12 protein-coding genes are annotated in these 14,008 nt (G+C 44.1%); 2 read left to right on the forward strand and 10 right to left on the reverse strand.

From position 1 onward, the window contains the following. Positions 1 to 291: 291 nt before the first annotated feature. The 8 genes from DC20_RS01385 to DC20_RS01420 form a co-directional block, all read right to left on the reverse strand. A complete protein-coding gene (locus DC20_RS01385) occupies positions 292 to 822 on the reverse strand; it encodes a hypothetical protein (RefSeq protein WP_062542189.1) in 531 nt (176 codons plus the stop codon). Beyond that, a complete protein-coding gene (locus tag DC20_RS01390; RefSeq protein ID WP_245652282.1) occupies positions 822 to 1,676 on the reverse strand; it encodes a phytoene/squalene synthase family protein in 855 nt (284 codons plus the stop codon). Before DC20_RS01390 ends, DC20_RS01385 begins: the two co-directional genes overlap by 1 nt. Then, positions 1,673 to 3,181, reverse strand: a complete 1,509-nt coding sequence (locus DC20_RS01395; protein ID WP_062542190.1) for a phytoene desaturase family protein — start codon at positions 3,179 to 3,181, stop codon at positions 1,673 to 1,675. Before DC20_RS01395 ends, DC20_RS01390 begins: the two co-directional genes overlap by 4 nt. A 153-nt stretch (positions 3,182 to 3,334) precedes the next feature. Continuing rightward, the gene (locus tag DC20_RS01400) at positions 3,335 to 3,850 is read right to left on the reverse strand and encodes an RNA polymerase sigma factor (RefSeq protein WP_062542191.1); all 516 of its coding nucleotides are present in this window, start codon (positions 3,848 to 3,850) and stop codon (positions 3,335 to 3,337) included. Between the two features lie 562 nt (positions 3,851 to 4,412). After that, positions 4,413 to 5,309 (reverse strand): MerR family transcriptional regulator, encoded by an 897-nt coding sequence (locus DC20_RS01405; RefSeq protein WP_062542192.1) that lies wholly within the window; start codon positions 5,307 to 5,309, stop codon positions 4,413 to 4,415. A gap of 29 nt (positions 5,310 to 5,338) precedes the next feature. Beyond that, positions 5,339 to 5,788 carry a sterol desaturase family protein gene (locus DC20_RS01410; protein ID WP_062542193.1) on the reverse strand — a complete coding sequence of 150 codons (450 nt, stop codon included), beginning with the start codon at positions 5,786 to 5,788 and terminating at the stop codon, positions 5,339 to 5,341. Between the two features lie 183 nt (positions 5,789 to 5,971). Next, positions 5,972 to 6,775, reverse strand: a complete 804-nt coding sequence (locus DC20_RS01415) for an enoyl-CoA hydratase/isomerase family protein (protein ID WP_062542194.1) — start codon at positions 6,773 to 6,775, stop codon at positions 5,972 to 5,974. 304 nt (positions 6,776 to 7,079) lie between these two features. Next, positions 7,080 to 8,288 carry an alpha/beta fold hydrolase gene (locus DC20_RS01420; protein WP_062542195.1) on the reverse strand — a complete coding sequence of 403 codons (1,209 nt, stop codon included), beginning with the start codon at positions 8,286 to 8,288 and terminating at the stop codon, positions 7,080 to 7,082. A gap of 188 nt (positions 8,289 to 8,476) precedes the next feature. Between DC20_RS01420 and trxA the strand changes: the two genes are divergently transcribed. Continuing rightward, positions 8,477 to 8,785, forward strand: a complete 309-nt coding sequence (gene trxA, locus DC20_RS01425) for a thioredoxin (protein WP_062542196.1) — start codon at positions 8,477 to 8,479, stop codon at positions 8,783 to 8,785. Between the two features lie 170 nt (positions 8,786 to 8,955). Here the strand turns inward: trxA and DC20_RS01430 are convergent, their stop codons facing one another. Further along, positions 8,956 to 9,333, reverse strand: a complete 378-nt coding sequence (locus tag DC20_RS01430; RefSeq protein ID WP_157593005.1) for a hypothetical protein — start codon at positions 9,331 to 9,333, stop codon at positions 8,956 to 8,958. A gap of 455 nt (positions 9,334 to 9,788) precedes the next feature. After that, entirely contained in the window at positions 9,789 to 12,446 is a 2,658-nt protein-coding gene (locus DC20_RS01435) for an outer membrane beta-barrel protein (RefSeq protein ID WP_062542198.1), read from the reverse strand. Between the two features lie 989 nt (positions 12,447 to 13,435). Here DC20_RS01435 and DC20_RS01440 point away from each other — a divergent pair. Next, complete coding sequence (locus tag DC20_RS01440; protein ID WP_062542199.1) at positions 13,436 to 13,984, forward strand: lamin tail domain-containing protein; 549 nt, start codon at positions 13,436 to 13,438, stop codon at positions 13,982 to 13,984. Positions 13,985 to 14,008 lie beyond the last annotated feature (24 nt).

The following is a 14,008-nucleotide window of genomic DNA, read 5'->3' on the forward strand; positions in this document are numbered from 1 at the left end:
AAGTTTACTTACCAGTTTGTTTGTGCGTACTTCCGTTTTTTGCCGTCAATTCCTTTTTAACAGTGTTATTCTTAAAGGAAGAACACATGCTAAAAATAAGGCTAGAGGCTCTTTAGGAGACAATATATACTCTTGAAAGTCTCCAAGTATTAAAAGTTACCACTGCAGTAACCTTAATAAAAAGCAGTTCTGAATTTTAAAGAACGATGTTGAGCAAGAAGATGGTTTCTCAGGCTAAACCCAGAATCCAACCAGAATGTGAATCAGCTTAATAAGGCAAAGCGCCTTAGTCTATAAGTTCAATTTGGCAATCTGTTGCTGTTCCTGTTGGGTAAGTAACTCTTTCCGCAGCAGGAAGTCGCGCATGATCTTAACTGTTTCAGGAGAGATGCCAGACCGTGGATGCCGTAAAATAGCGGCCATAAAAATCTTTTTGTCCTCCTCCAGGTGGCTGCTCATGTTCAGGTACCTAGGAATATAGTTTTCTATGGAAAACCGCAGGAACCGAACCTCAGGATCTTGTTTGTCCAAAGCCACAGCATCTTCAAATAATTGCGAAGATTGCCGCAGGTATTTCAGCTTAGCATAAGGGCTCCAGACATGCTTTGCCATAATTGCATGAGAAACAGCTTTATAGCCTAATTTCAGGGGATCCTTTCCCTGATATTTTTCCATCAAAGACAAGAACTTCTGGGCTATTTCTTCACTTTTGGTAGCGGTTTGGTAGTAGTTTAGTAAAGAGGCATGCGAGTAAGGATCTGATTTCTGTGGAGTGATCATCAGAAAAAAGCACAAGTACAACAGGGAAGCGAGTAACTGCATCAGATAGTGTTAAGCTGGTATCTAATATACGAACTTAGCAGCAAAGCGAACTTCGTATTGTCAGGCACTCTTACGCGTTCTGCCATTATTTGGGCGGCAGGAAGCTGCTTAATTTTTTTGAACAGCTTTAGATAATAGATGTATGCCAGATAAACGCCCAACCGCGCGCCCTTCGGCAACGCGAGAATACCCTTATAGGCATCATCAAAATCTTGCTGTATATTGGCTTCTATTTCTTCCTTGTCCTGGTTGCAGAAAGACCTGAAATCTACCTGGGGGAAATACACGCGCCCACGGTCCTGGAAGTCACTTCTGATGTCACGCAGGAAATTTACTTTCTGGAACGCTGCCCCCAGAGAACAGGCCGAGGACTTAAGACGGTCAAACATTTCATGGTCACCTTCGCAGAACACACGCAGGCACATGAGGCCCACTACTTCGGCAGAGCCGTAAATGTATTCTTCATAAAGGTCACAGTTATATTTTTGGTCCAGGAGGTCCATTTCCATGCTGTGCAGGAAAGCATCAATAAACTCCGGATCAATATTATACTTGTTCACCACCATCTGGAAGGAGTGCAACACCGGGTTCAAGCTGATTCTTTCTTCCAACGCTTGGTACGTCTCCTGCCGAAACCGCTCCAAAAGGACGGCGCGATCATGAGAATGGAATGTGTCTACAATCTCATCGGCGAACCGGACAAACCCGTAAATGGCATAGATAGGATCATGAAACCGCGGATGCAAAGTTTTGATACCTAACGTAAAAGAGGTGCTGTAGCGCTGCGTGATAAGTTTGCTACATTCCAGCGTGGTGTTATCAAAAAGGGTCATGTGCGCTGGTATCATTGTCATAGCGTTAGGGTGGTTTCCTGTGGGGCAAAGTCTTTGATGACCTCAGAAGCGACTACCTGTCCTGAAATAAGGGAGGGGGGCACTCCCGGACCTGGAACCGTTAATTGCCCGGTGTAAAACAGGTTTTTAACTTTCTTGCTCTTCAGGCTGGGTTTGAGCACCGCAGTCTGCAGCAGGGTATTCGCTAAACCATAAGCATTGCCTTTGAAGGCGTGGTAGTCTTTCATGAAATCCTGGTGGGCATAGGTTCTTTTGTAGAGGACGTGGTTTCTTACTTCCTGCCCCGTAATTTTCTCCAGACGCTCTATCACCATCTTGTAGTAATGTTCCCGCACCTCAGGGGTATCCTGCAAGTCTGGCGCCACCGGAATCAAAACAAACAGGTTCTCTTTGCCTTCCGGCGCTACCGAAGAGTCTGTTTGGGAAGGAACAGACACGTAAAACAGCGGTTTCTTAGGCCAGGCTGGTTGAGTATAGATTTCATGCGCGTGCGGGCCGAAGTCTTCGTCAAAAAATAAATTATGGTGCCGAAGCCCCTTCAGCTTTTTATCTAAGCCCAGGTAGAAGATAAGAGACGAGGGTGCCATGACACGGGAGTCCCAGTACTTATCAGTGTAACTGCGGTATTCCTCAGGTAGCAGTTTGGTTTCCAAGTGATGATAATCTGAGCCACCAATGACGACATCAGCGTCATATTGCCCTTTGGTGGTGACAACCCTAGTGATGCTGCCTTTTTGCATTTCCAGGCTCTCCACCTCCTCGCCTAACTTCATTTTTACACCTTGTTCCAGCGCCAGTGCTACCAACCCTTCCACTATCTTGTGCATGCCGCCCATTGGGTACCAGGTACCCAAGGCCATGTCTGCATAATTCATGAGGCTGTACAAGGCAGGGGTGTTCTGGGGCAGGGCTCCTAAAAACAGGATGGGAAACTCCATGAGCTGGATCAGCCGCGGGTGTTTGAAGTACTTACGCACATGCTTGTGCATGGACTGGAAAACATCTAGCCGCAGCACATCTACCAATAGCTTTATATCTATGAACTCTGAAAAGGAACGGCTTGGCTTGTACACCAGGTTATTGATGCCTACTTCATATTTGTAAGCCGCCTGCTTTAAAAAAGCCCGTAATTTTTCAGCAGAACCGGGTTCTAATGACTCAAACAGTGCCTCCAGCTGAGTCATGCCCGCAGGTAGTTCCATAGCGTCCTGTGGACCATACAGCACCTGATAGGAAGGGTCAAGCCGTTGTAGCTGGTAATAATCTGCGGTGGTTTTCCCAAACTTTTGGAAAAACTGCTCAAAAACATCTGGCATCCAATACCAACTGGGCCCCATATCAAAAGTAAAGCCCAAGGCATGAAATACCCGGGCTCTCCCTCCTGCTACTTCGTTTTTCTCAAGGAGTGTAACTGAATATCCGGCCTGGGCTAAGCTAGCCGAAGCTGCCAAACCGGCAAAACCGGCTCCTATGACAATTACTTTTTTCCTGGGGAGATCATGCATGTTAAAAGCCAAGAGATGATTTAGAAACCTTCAATGAAACCTGTTAAAAGATTTATACCTCTTTTACAGTAACAAGATACATTTTTTTTATGCCACAATCCAATTCTGCCCTGCTTAGTGTCATACTAGCAGAGCTTAGAACAGGCACAAACCTTAGTCTGCGTATGCATATCCTTTCAGCTCCTGCTTTAATTCTTTGCGTGCCAGGTGAATCCGGTTTTTAACCGTTCCAATAGGTAGCTTCAGTTTATCAGATATCTCCAGGTACTTGTAGCCCACATAATACATCATGAACGGTGTACGCAACTCCTCAGGTAGTTTCTCAATGGCGGCATAAATATCATTCAAGGCAAACTCCCCGGAGGCACCGTTCACCGCAATCATCCTGTCGTCGGTTGGGTGCGTCTGGATATAGTCAGTGGTGTCTACCGAGCTGGAGCGCTTGGTGATTTTATTGTAATGGTTGATGAAGGTGTTTCGCATGATGGTGTACAACCATGCCTTTAGATTGGTGCCCGCCTTAAACTTGTCCCGATTTACGAAGGCTTTCAGGAGGGTTTCCTGCACTAAATCCTTCGCATCATCACTATCACGGGTCAGGTTGTACGCAGCTGGACGGAGAGTAGGCGCCATGCGCTCCACAACGGAAGTAAATTCTAGTGCAGTCATTTGTTTGTTTAATTTTTAATGCTAAACATTAAACAATAATACGATTTGTAAAAATATAAAGCTAACTTATGTTTAATTTTTTTAAATAAATTTTAAACAAAATTTCACTAATAAGAGACCTGCAGGTAAGGAGCAAAGGATTACCTCAGTAAAGAGCTTTTAAAGGTTAGGGAGTGTCGATCCATACATACTAGATGAAATGGCACTTTGGATTTCACAGGAGCTTAAAGAGAAGATTGAAAGAGGAAGCAACAGAGCAAAACACGTTTTCACCTTAGCTTCTGAAGAACGGCGATAAATAGCTAAATAAAACCTACTCTGCCAGGAAGGATTGCATTCTGAAAACGGACATTGCGGAGAGGTGGGGTGGAATAAAGCCTGATTTTTCTTCTGTAAAATTCAAAGGAGCCAGTATGTAGCAAAGACAGGGAACGGCCTTTCAGGGAAGCTTATCCAATTAGAAGCTTTCCTCACCAAATAACTTAATCAAAGTGTGTTTTTATGGCCTTTTAGGAAAAAACCTCCTAAACAGGAAAGGATACAGGTTGCCACCAGCCAGAGATCAGGCATGCACCAGGTTGGTTTTAGAGAGCCATTGCTCGAAGCTGTCCAGGGTAGCGAAGTAAGTGACCCTTTTAGGAAGCGTTTGCTGAAACGTCTGTAAAATGTAACCGCTTAGCAAAAGTTGAGTGTTAGGCACTTCCGTCAACAACTGTTGCAGATACTCTTCCATCTGCTCCCGGGGAGGCGAGGTAGTGAAGACAGAACAAATGTAATCGGGTTTGAACTGGTGCGAGGCTTTGAATAAATCTTCCAAAGGAAGATGCTGGCCCAGGTATAGGGTATGGAACCCATTAGCCCGAAATTGGAAATGGCTGTAAAGAAGGGACAACTCATGCAATTCACCTTCTGGTAAATAGAGCAATATTTTAGGAGCATCAGGAGTTCTGACAAGCCGTTGCCCGTCAATAGCCACCAGCATTTTCTGCCGGATCAATTGACTTATAAAATGTTCATGGGCGGGCGTGATGTTGCCTGTCTGCCACAATAAGCCAATTTTATTTAAGAAGGGATACACCACTTGTTTCACGGAGTCTGTGAAACCAAGCTGCAACACCGCTCTGCTTAACACCCGCTCAAATAAGACCTCGTCCAGCTCTACCATGGCAATGATGAGCTGGCTCATGAACTGATCCTTCCCTAGTTCAGCCTCTGTGATTTTAAGCACCTCCTGGGCAACCTGGTGAGGTGGTAATTGGGCAATCTTGGAAATCTTGTAACCTTCCTGGTACAGTAAAGCTACATTCAGCAGATTTTTAAGGTCAGCATCGTCATAGTACCTGATGTTGGTAGTAGTACGTTTGGGAGCCAATAGTTGGTACCGCTGTTCCCAGATACGAAGCGTATGGGCTTTGATGCCAGACAAATGCTCTAACTCTTTTATAGAGTAATGCGCCACAGGAGAGAGTTTAGAAACGAAACGTAAAGTTAACGCTTCCGGGCAATACGAAAGAATTTAGGGTGAACCCAGAGCATTCCAAATGACTCTGAGCCGTCTCTTCCTTTGGTTTTATGGTGTACTTTGTGCGCTATGTCTAAGGCCCTGAGGTAGGTGCTTCTGGTTTTTCCAAACAGTTTTACCCGTCTGTGAATGAACAGATCATGCACCAGGAAATAGGCTGCACCGTAAAGCGAAATACCTACTCCAATCCAGAACCGGTAGTCTAGCGTCTCTGTCCCATAAATGAAGCACAAGGCAGCAATAACCCCGTAGAACACGAACGAGACATCGTTCAATTCAAAGAGGTGGTTGTGCCGGGTGTGGTGTGACTTGTGAATGCTCCACAAAAAGCCATGCAATACATATTTGTGCACTGCCCACGCCACCAACTCCATTACAGCAAAGGTTCCTATTACTATCGCCGCGTTCGTCAGCATACTCTCTCAACCAGTAGGTTTACAAATTGTTTAAAACATATATTACCACCCTCAGCTGCTTTCAACTCAAATCCTGAAAAATAGCTTCTAAATGTAAGAAACTACTTACACAAAGCCTTCGCCTTCTTATTGCTACCGCTTTTGTAGACACCTCTGAAATGAAAACACCTTTTGGAGCTTCATTTACCAAATAATAGGCTGTTTGTTCAGAAATGCATGAATTCCAGACTGACAATCATCAGTAGCGCGGGCCAAAGCATTCCGCTCTGCGGCGTACTCCAGAGCCTCTTTGAGAGGAAGTTCCTGCACCATGGCAATCAATTCTTTGGTTACTTCCATGGCCTGGGCCGAGTTCTGTACGCACAACCGTTCTGCCAATTCTCGTACGCGCATTTCCAGCTCTTCCTCTGGCACCACTTCGTTTACCAACCCAAACGTTTTCGCTTTTTCCGCCGAGATAAGGTCACCAGTAAGCAGCAACTCCTTGGCTTTGGCCTCCCCTATTTTCCGAAGTAGGAACACTTTCACAATAGCGGGTAGAAACCCGATCTTCACTTCTGTATACCCAAACTGAGCGGAGGGCACGGTGTAAGCAAAGTCACAAACCGTAGCCAACCCACAGCCGCTGGCAATGGCGTGCCCGTTTACCTGGGCAATGACCACCTTCTTAAGCGTGTAAATAAGGTGCAGAAGCTGCATGAGGTGGGTTGAATCTTCCAGGTTCTCAGCGTAAGAATTACCTTCAAGTTGTTGCAGGTACTCCAGGTCAGCGCCCGAACAGAAAACAGGCCCGGCTGCTTTCAGGATAATGATTTTGCACTCATCATCATTCTCAGCAATATCAAAAGCCTGCTTTAATTGCGAAACCATCTCATAATTGAGAGCATTCCGTTTTTCGGGGCGGTTCAGGGTGATAGTGGCTACCCGATTTGTGCAGCGGTAATCAATGTACTGAAGCGCAAGGGTATCAGCTGTAGGCGTATTCATAAGTTTCATGGTTCTTTTTACGAAGCCTGCTCTCTAAAGGTGGGAAAAAAGTCCTCTGGCTCAGGTGAAATAAGCCAACACATACTGTGGACCATCCTGCTTAACTGCTCCTGCTTCCCTTTCATTTTCTGAAGAATGGCTTAAAAACAAAAGAACGCACCTACTACTACTTTTCTTCTAAAGGCTACTAGCAGACGTTAGCCCTTCTACTCAGGACGGGAACTCCGGTAGAAGGGCTGCCTGCTGTTCACAAAAAAGCCCAGCTTCTTTTAAGCTGAGCTTTTCTAAAGAAAGGATTGATGAATTACATGTTCCTCATACCCTCCATCCAGGGAATCAGGTCTTTGATCATAGGTTCTAAGCTGCTGCCGTGCCCTCCGCCAGGAATGGTGACAAACTTCAGATTAGGCGCATTAGCCGCTTTCATGGCATTGTAAGTAGAAACAGTGTTGTCATAAGGCACCATAATGTCTGCCGTGCCATGGTAAAGACGAGTAGGGCTCTTAGGAACCCAGTTCTTCAGGCTGTTTCTCTTGAGGGCATCTTTTAAGGCTTGTTCCCCGTTTCCGCGCAGCGCTGCCAGAAAAGTAGGATTGAACAGTTTAGCCGGATCTTTAGCCAAGGCACTGTTAATAGAAGAACTGGTACGGGTACCATCAATCAGTTCCTGAATACGGGTGGCGTAGGGCTCCTGAAAGAAATCAGTCAAAGGACGGTTCCAGTTGTACGTTTTGTTATACGCCTGTAAAATGAAAGCCAGGTTAGCCGGATATTCATAGTTCTTTCCGCTTAACACCATAGCCAGCATGTTCTCCAGGTCATAGCCGCCTGCCCCAGCACCGGAGGCCGTCACCGTTAATCCATGCTCTGGGTGCTCCTCTATTTCTTTCTGGGTGGCCAAGGTCACGTATCCGCCTTCTGAGTAGCCGGCTAAAAACAACTGGTCAGAAGATTTGATGTTGTTCTTCTTGAAGAACGATTTGCCCGCTTTGATCATGTCTACCACAGCAGTACCTGAGTGCTTCACATCATAATACGGGTGCAAAATCTGCTTAGAAACGCCGTACCCAATAAAGTCCGGAACAAGGGTCAGGTACCCGGCTGCGCCAAACGGCTCAAAACCCGTCAAAGACGTTACCTGGAAATTACTTGGGGCATATTTCTGATCAAAGGTTGTGCCGTGGTGCGCACTCAGGATGGGAGCCGAACCCGTCATGCGCAACGGAACCACCATCAACCCAGAGGCTTTAATTTCCTGCCCATTGTACTGCGTCAGGTAAACAAGACGATACACGTCCACATCATACTTGATCAAAGCCGCCAACTCAGACCGTCCGTTTGAGTTAGCTATTTCCTTTAGTCCGGCAGCCGGAATAGTGGTCAGTTTCTCTGCCGATACCAAAAGGTCTTTCTCAGTTTTCTGGACGGGCGTCTGTTCCATCACTTCGGATTCCTTGCAGGAAGAAAACCACGAAGAGAAAGCCAGAAGTATAGATAAAAAGATAGTTTTCAAAGTTTTAAAATTTTGGAGTGAATTTCATTTAAGAAAGGAATTGAGAAGCCCTAAAGTTCCTCTTCCTTTCCTTAGAAAGGCTTTGTTTTAGGATAGAACGCTTAAAACTTATCTTATTGTCTACGGAGCTATTATCACCAATAATTGACTTATACCGTATACTTGCAGGAACCATCTAAGTAATTGCCATGCCTAAGAAATCATTCCAGGAAATCATCAATAGTCCGGGCATGCCGGTGCTCGTAGACTTTTACGCCGATTGGTGCGGCCCCTGCAAAACCATGACCCCTATCTTGCAACAGGTGGCCCGGCAGTACGAAGGAAAACTGAAAGTGATTAAGATTGACGTAGATAAGAACCCCGCCGTGGCGCAGCAATATCGGGTTCAGGGAATTCCTACCCTCCTGCTGTTTCACCAAGGCAAGCAACTCTGGCGACAGTCAGGCGTGGTGCCGGGGCATCAACTGAGCCAGGTGGTGCAGCAGTATTTACCGTAAAGACAGGTGTATCAGATTGAAACATTCTTAAGGCTGAAAGTAATCTTATCACTATAACAAAGAAGCTTCTCAGCAGAACATTACTGCTGAGAAGCTTCTTTGTTATAGTGATAAGATTACCCTAGGATTTAATCTTAGCTAAGTTCATAGGGTCATCACAAACTATTTCTTTATCTCAATTGAGCTTGTCTTGCTACAAGAATCGTTCCGTCAGAAAGAATCCCTACAACTACTTGATTATTTTTAATAATATCAGCATCCCTTAACGCATTGTTTAAAATATTGTCCAGTGTTATAGTATTATCATTGAGAATACCACTAAGAACCCGAATATCGGCATTGTTTAAAACATTTGTAACATCGATAACATCTTCAACATTGATGTCTGAAACATTAACGTTAATACCTGAAACTTGGATGTTCACTAAATTATTAGCAGCAGCAACAACGTCTGTTGCATCCATAATTTGAGCTTGTGCTTTATTAGCACCTACTACAGAGAACAAAGCGATCATCATCGCAGCAAAGGTTAATTTTAAATTTTTCATAATGCCAAATGTTTAGTTATAATAAAACTTATAGCGGTTTATACGCCCGTCCACCTACAATGTTGCTCCTAATACTAAAAAAAGTACAAAAATAACAAAATCAATATATAGATAAAAATTACTATTCCTTAGTAGTTACCAAACTTTAATAAAGTTTTATTGATTTATATATTTAGCATAAAACTACAAAATAAACTTTAAATTTTATAAAAATTCAAAAAATACAATCTTAAGTTAGCTCCAAAAAGAATAATGAGTTTCAGTTTTTATAATAAACACAAAGCAGAACCTACGTTCAAACGCAATCTAACACATGGAGCACACCTTAGAAAAACAACATATTTATAAAAACATCTATATATTTAATTTCTTAGGAATTTTTAAACGCATTACAATGGTGGGCACGTATGTGCCCACGCATATCTTACCAATTCCCATGTACCTGTTGTTACTTTTTATTCTTTGGGTATTTGAGAGAAATTATAGGTAACCCGCAGCATGAAATAATTACCTAGGGTAGTTTGTGTAGTTTGTTCAATAAAATTAAAAGAAGCAAATTGGGTAGCCCCTACGCTGCGGTTCAAAAGGTTTATTCCGGAAATCTCAACTTCCGCCCTATCCTTCTTCAAGAAAGTCCTTTTCACTGAAAGGTTGAGAATTGGAATGCTTTGGTTGAAATTCGTTTGGCTATTTTGAAAGTGCCTGTAGTCCATTTCTGCCCTGGCGGTGAAGTGCTTTAAGAAATACCACGTTGCATTGGTTAAATAACTAGTCGTTAAGAAGGACTGGTTACGAGTGCCTGAATTTTCATAGTCAGAACTTGTCAGACTTAAATCACCCTTAAAATTAAGCTCCAGGTATTCTTCATAGGCAAACGTATACCGCAAACTTCCGCCTAAAGCCCTTTGTTGAACCATGCCCATTGTCCCGTTTAATAAATTAGCACTTTCTCCCAGCCGCAGGTAAGGACTAACATTAAACCTGCTGTAAATCTTATTAACAGGGACTCCGATGTTGAGAAAAGCAGAAATGGTACGGTATTGCCCCACATTCACATACTGAGTAGTGCGTACCTGGCGCTCGTCAATGTTCACTGCAGCTGTAATGGGATTGGCGGTGTACCCGTATGTAAAATTGCCCGACAAAAACAGCCCAGAGACTGGGTCTGAACCGACGAAAGTTGCCCTTACCTGATGAGAGTATTCCGGCTGCAGGGCAGGGTTGCCAATGAAAAGGTTTAGGGGATCATACCGGGAGACTACCGGCTGCAGTTGCTGGAGCGAAGGTTCTCTAACAGAAGTGGCGTATTCAAGCATTAACCGGGTATACTTACCAAATTGTTGGTTATATCTCGCATTAGGCAACCAATTGAAAAAGCTCTGCTTTGCAGAACCATCTTGCTCCTGCACCCTTCGCGAAAGTTCTGCCTTTTGAAAAGTGGAGCCAACAGCAAAGCTATACTTTTCCCTATTGAACAGATAAATGAGTCCTGCCTGCTGATACAGGTAACCAGAGATAAACCGGCTGCTTTGCTCTGGAACAAAATAAACTGCTTCGTTTACCAGGTCAAACACTTCCAGATTTGTTTTACTTACCCGGTTAGACACATTATAATTCGCCTGCAAAGACTGCTTGTTGCCCAAGGGCTCTGTGTAAGAAAGCCGCAGGTTGCCATTCAGCTGATCGTTTCGTTGGTCATTCCGCTGCCGTATTGCTTCAGTTTCGTTTCCAACAAAGCGGGTTAGCGACTCAGACCTTCCATCCGCAAGCAAATTATTAAGAGCAAGCTGGCTGTTGATGCTAAACACCCGGCCACTTTTCCTGAAACGATGGCCATAGAACAAATTTGAATTAAAGGCTAACGATTGGTTCTGAGTAGCAGCGTTCCGCTCCCCTTCGTTCACCAGTGTGTCTGCTACGGAGAAAGACTGCCGGTTGCTACTGCTCACATTTTGCCCATCTGCAAAATTGAGAGCGGTATTCACCCGTAAGGTATTAGTTGAATCTTTCCAGTCAAAGACTGCAGTAACCGCATGCCCACTATGCTTATTTACCTGCTGGCTGTTTTCATAAAACAAAGCGGTTCCTTCCGGCAGAAAGTTTTGCCGGGTTAAATTTGTTTGAGTCTCCGCATTAGTTTGGTTGAACCGATAACTTCCGTTTATACGGGCTTTTGGAGAAAGTTGATGAGAAGCGTTCACACCTCCTTTATGGTTTGTAACCAGCCCATTTCGGGCATCACTGTCGGCATCTTCCCCTCCGTCATCAGAAAACCCCTGCCCATTCACATTGTTGCTCATGACCACCGCAGACATCTGCCTGCTCTTTTCGAATTTGTTGTAGTTGGCTCGTCCCATGTACCGCCCGTGGGTACCCAGCCCCCCCATCGCTTTCCCAAAACCCATGTTCCTGCGGTCATCCTTCAAAGTCAGGTTGATGACCTTTTCCCGGGAGCCATCATCCACGCCTGAGAACTGAGCACCTTCAGATTTGCCGTCTACTACCTGTATTTTGTTGATAGCATCGGCGGGAAGGTTTTTGGTAGCCATTTGCAGGTCACCCCCAAAGAATTCCTTTCCATCCACAAAGATGCGGGTCACGCTTTCCCCATTCACGCTGATGTTGCCATCTCTGCCTACCTCCAGACCAGGCAACTTCTTTAAGAGTTGCTCTACATTGGCATTAGGCCTGGTTTGAAAGGAATTAGCGTTGTACTCTACCGTATCTTTCTTCACAGTGACAGGCGGACTCTGGTTGATGACGGTAATCTCTTGAAGGGTATTTGGCTCCTGCTCTAGTAGAATGTTACCCAACTGAAGCGTGTCGGCAATAGAGGAAACTGCAAGGTTCTTTAAAAAGGGTGAATACCCCAGAAACGTCACTTTTAAAAGGTAATTCCCTTCCTTTAAGTTTTCCAGCAGGAAGAAACCCTGTTTGGTAGTTGAGGTAAACGCCACTACAGCAGAATCAGGACCCTGCAAGAGCAAAACAGATGCAGAGGGCAGAACGTCTGTCTCGGTGCCTTTTCCTAATACTCGGCCCTTGATAGCATACTTCTGCGCACAGACACCTTGTCCTATAAGCAGCATCAGGAAGATCAGCAGTCCTTTCATTGGTCACACAGTCAAGCAACCCACCTGAATACCTTCTCCTATTGTTTGCCTACGTCCTGTTTTCTGTTTCTTTTTGGATAAATGGCATTAAAACAGCAAACGTTTATTGGGCACAAGTCTAATGTGGCGGGTTCTTATTTTCAACCGTGTACGTACTTTGCTGCTTTTTTGAAATACGAATCCCCTAATTTATATGAAGGACCGTAGCTTCGCTTCCTCTACCAACGACAAGGTTAAATGGAAAGAGGTTTGTACATGCGGGGTTGAAGAGGCATGCAATATGCTGCCATGTTGCCACAACAAGTCAAATTGATGCAGCAACCCAGACATTTCAAAACATGTAGCCTTCTTCAACATTGCCTCTCGAGACAGAACCTCTTAAGATCAACTCTTCAGCTACAGGCTACACCTGACTGTCAACCACAAAGTGGAGATTGCCTCATACCTCCTCAAGTACGTCATCTACTATGATGAGTCAATAATGCAGCACCTTGTTAGAAGGACTTGAGGCCCAACCCTACAAAGCAGAGTACATATGCCAAAAGCCCCCTGCTGGGAATAACCAATAAAGGCTTGAAACACATAAATAAGGCATGAAGCTAAACGACACTACAGCTGCTTTTCCAATACGAGCAACTCCTACTCCATAAAAAGGAATTTATAGGAACCCCATTGCCCCCCCCCTAAAGAGCACCCCTATAAATTCACTAAACCAAACAAGCAAGCTAAGCACTTTAAAGTATCATTTACCCTCTATTTGATAACCCTATCATCTCTATGCAAAAATCCTATCACTAAGCCCCTCCTGTAAATATATTTGAGTCAGAATAGTCTACTCTAACCTCAAATTATCATTAGAAATGAATCTCCTTTTCTGTTTTAAAATTATATCAGTACTTTTACTAACCACGCAAAGCATTAAAATAATCACAATATGCATTTGCTATATCTTTATAATATAAATAAATAAAATCATATAATTTTAAAAAATGAAGCGTTTTGGAATAATCACAGGACTTATTATCTCCCTCTCTGCCTGTACTGATGCTGAAGAAGTTGAACCTAAAGTACCTGCAGCCGAACAATTTAAAATTGTTATCAATGAATTTATGGCTGCTAACCAATCTACTCTTAAAGATAATGCAGGAGAGTATGATGATTGGATAGAGATTCATAATACAGGAGACAAGGCAGTAAACCTGGGCGGTCTTTATATTTCCGATAAAAAAGCCAATAAAACTAAATACAAGATACCTGCTACAGATCCAACTAAAACCACTATTGAGCCGGGGGGGTATCTCATTTTATGGGCAGATAGCCATCTTGAACAAGGCGTACTTCACCTTGGCTTCAGATTAAGTGAAGACGGGGAAGAAATAGGCATATATACGGCTGAGGGCAAAACCATAGATGAGACAACCTTTGGACCTCAGGTTACTGACATTTCAACTGGACGACTCAACAGTGCTACCAACACCTGGACACAATTCACACGACCAACCCCTGGTTCTGCCAACGTTGGAGTTGATAACCCTTAGTTTATCAGGTATAGCTTCTCAACC

Origin of the sequence: Rufibacter tibetensis, assembly GCF_001310085.1 — a bacterium.
Classification (GTDB): Bacteria; Bacteroidota; Bacteroidia; order Cytophagales; family Hymenobacteraceae; genus Nibribacter; species Nibribacter tibetensis.

What these genes read in the sequence shown, in the direction of transcription:
- DC20_RS01385 (WP_062542189.1), bottom strand. Translation starts at nt 822, where the DNA reads ATGCAGTTACTCGCTTCCCTGTTGTACTTGTGCTTTTTTCTGATGATC.
- DC20_RS01390 (WP_245652282.1), bottom strand. Translation starts at nt 1,676, where the DNA reads ATGACAATGATACCAGCGCACATGACCCTTTTTGATAACACCACGCTG.
- DC20_RS01395 (WP_062542190.1), bottom strand. Translation starts at nt 3,181, where the DNA reads ATGCATGATCTCCCCAGGAAAAAAGTAATTGTCATAGGAGCCGGTTTT.
- DC20_RS01400 (WP_062542191.1), bottom strand. Translation starts at nt 3,850, where the DNA reads ATGACTGCACTAGAATTTACTTCCGTTGTGGAGCGCATGGCGCCTACT.
- DC20_RS01410 (WP_062542193.1), bottom strand. Translation starts at nt 5,788, where the DNA reads ATGCTGACGAACGCGGCGATAGTAATAGGAACCTTTGCTGTAATGGAG.
- DC20_RS01415 (WP_062542194.1), bottom strand. Translation starts at nt 6,775, where the DNA reads ATGAATACGCCTACAGCTGATACCCTTGCGCTTCAGTACATTGATTAC.
- trxA (WP_062542196.1), top strand. Translation starts at nt 8,477, where the DNA reads ATGCCTAAGAAATCATTCCAGGAAATCATCAATAGTCCGGGCATGCCG.
- DC20_RS01430 (WP_157593005.1), bottom strand. Translation starts at nt 9,333, where the DNA reads ATGAAAAATTTAAAATTAACCTTTGCTGCGATGATGATCGCTTTGTTC.
- DC20_RS01435 (WP_062542198.1), bottom strand. Translation starts at nt 12,446, where the DNA reads ATGAAAGGACTGCTGATCTTCCTGATGCTGCTTATAGGACAAGGTGTC.
- DC20_RS01440 (WP_062542199.1), top strand. Translation starts at nt 13,436, where the DNA reads ATGAAGCGTTTTGGAATAATCACAGGACTTATTATCTCCCTCTCTGCC.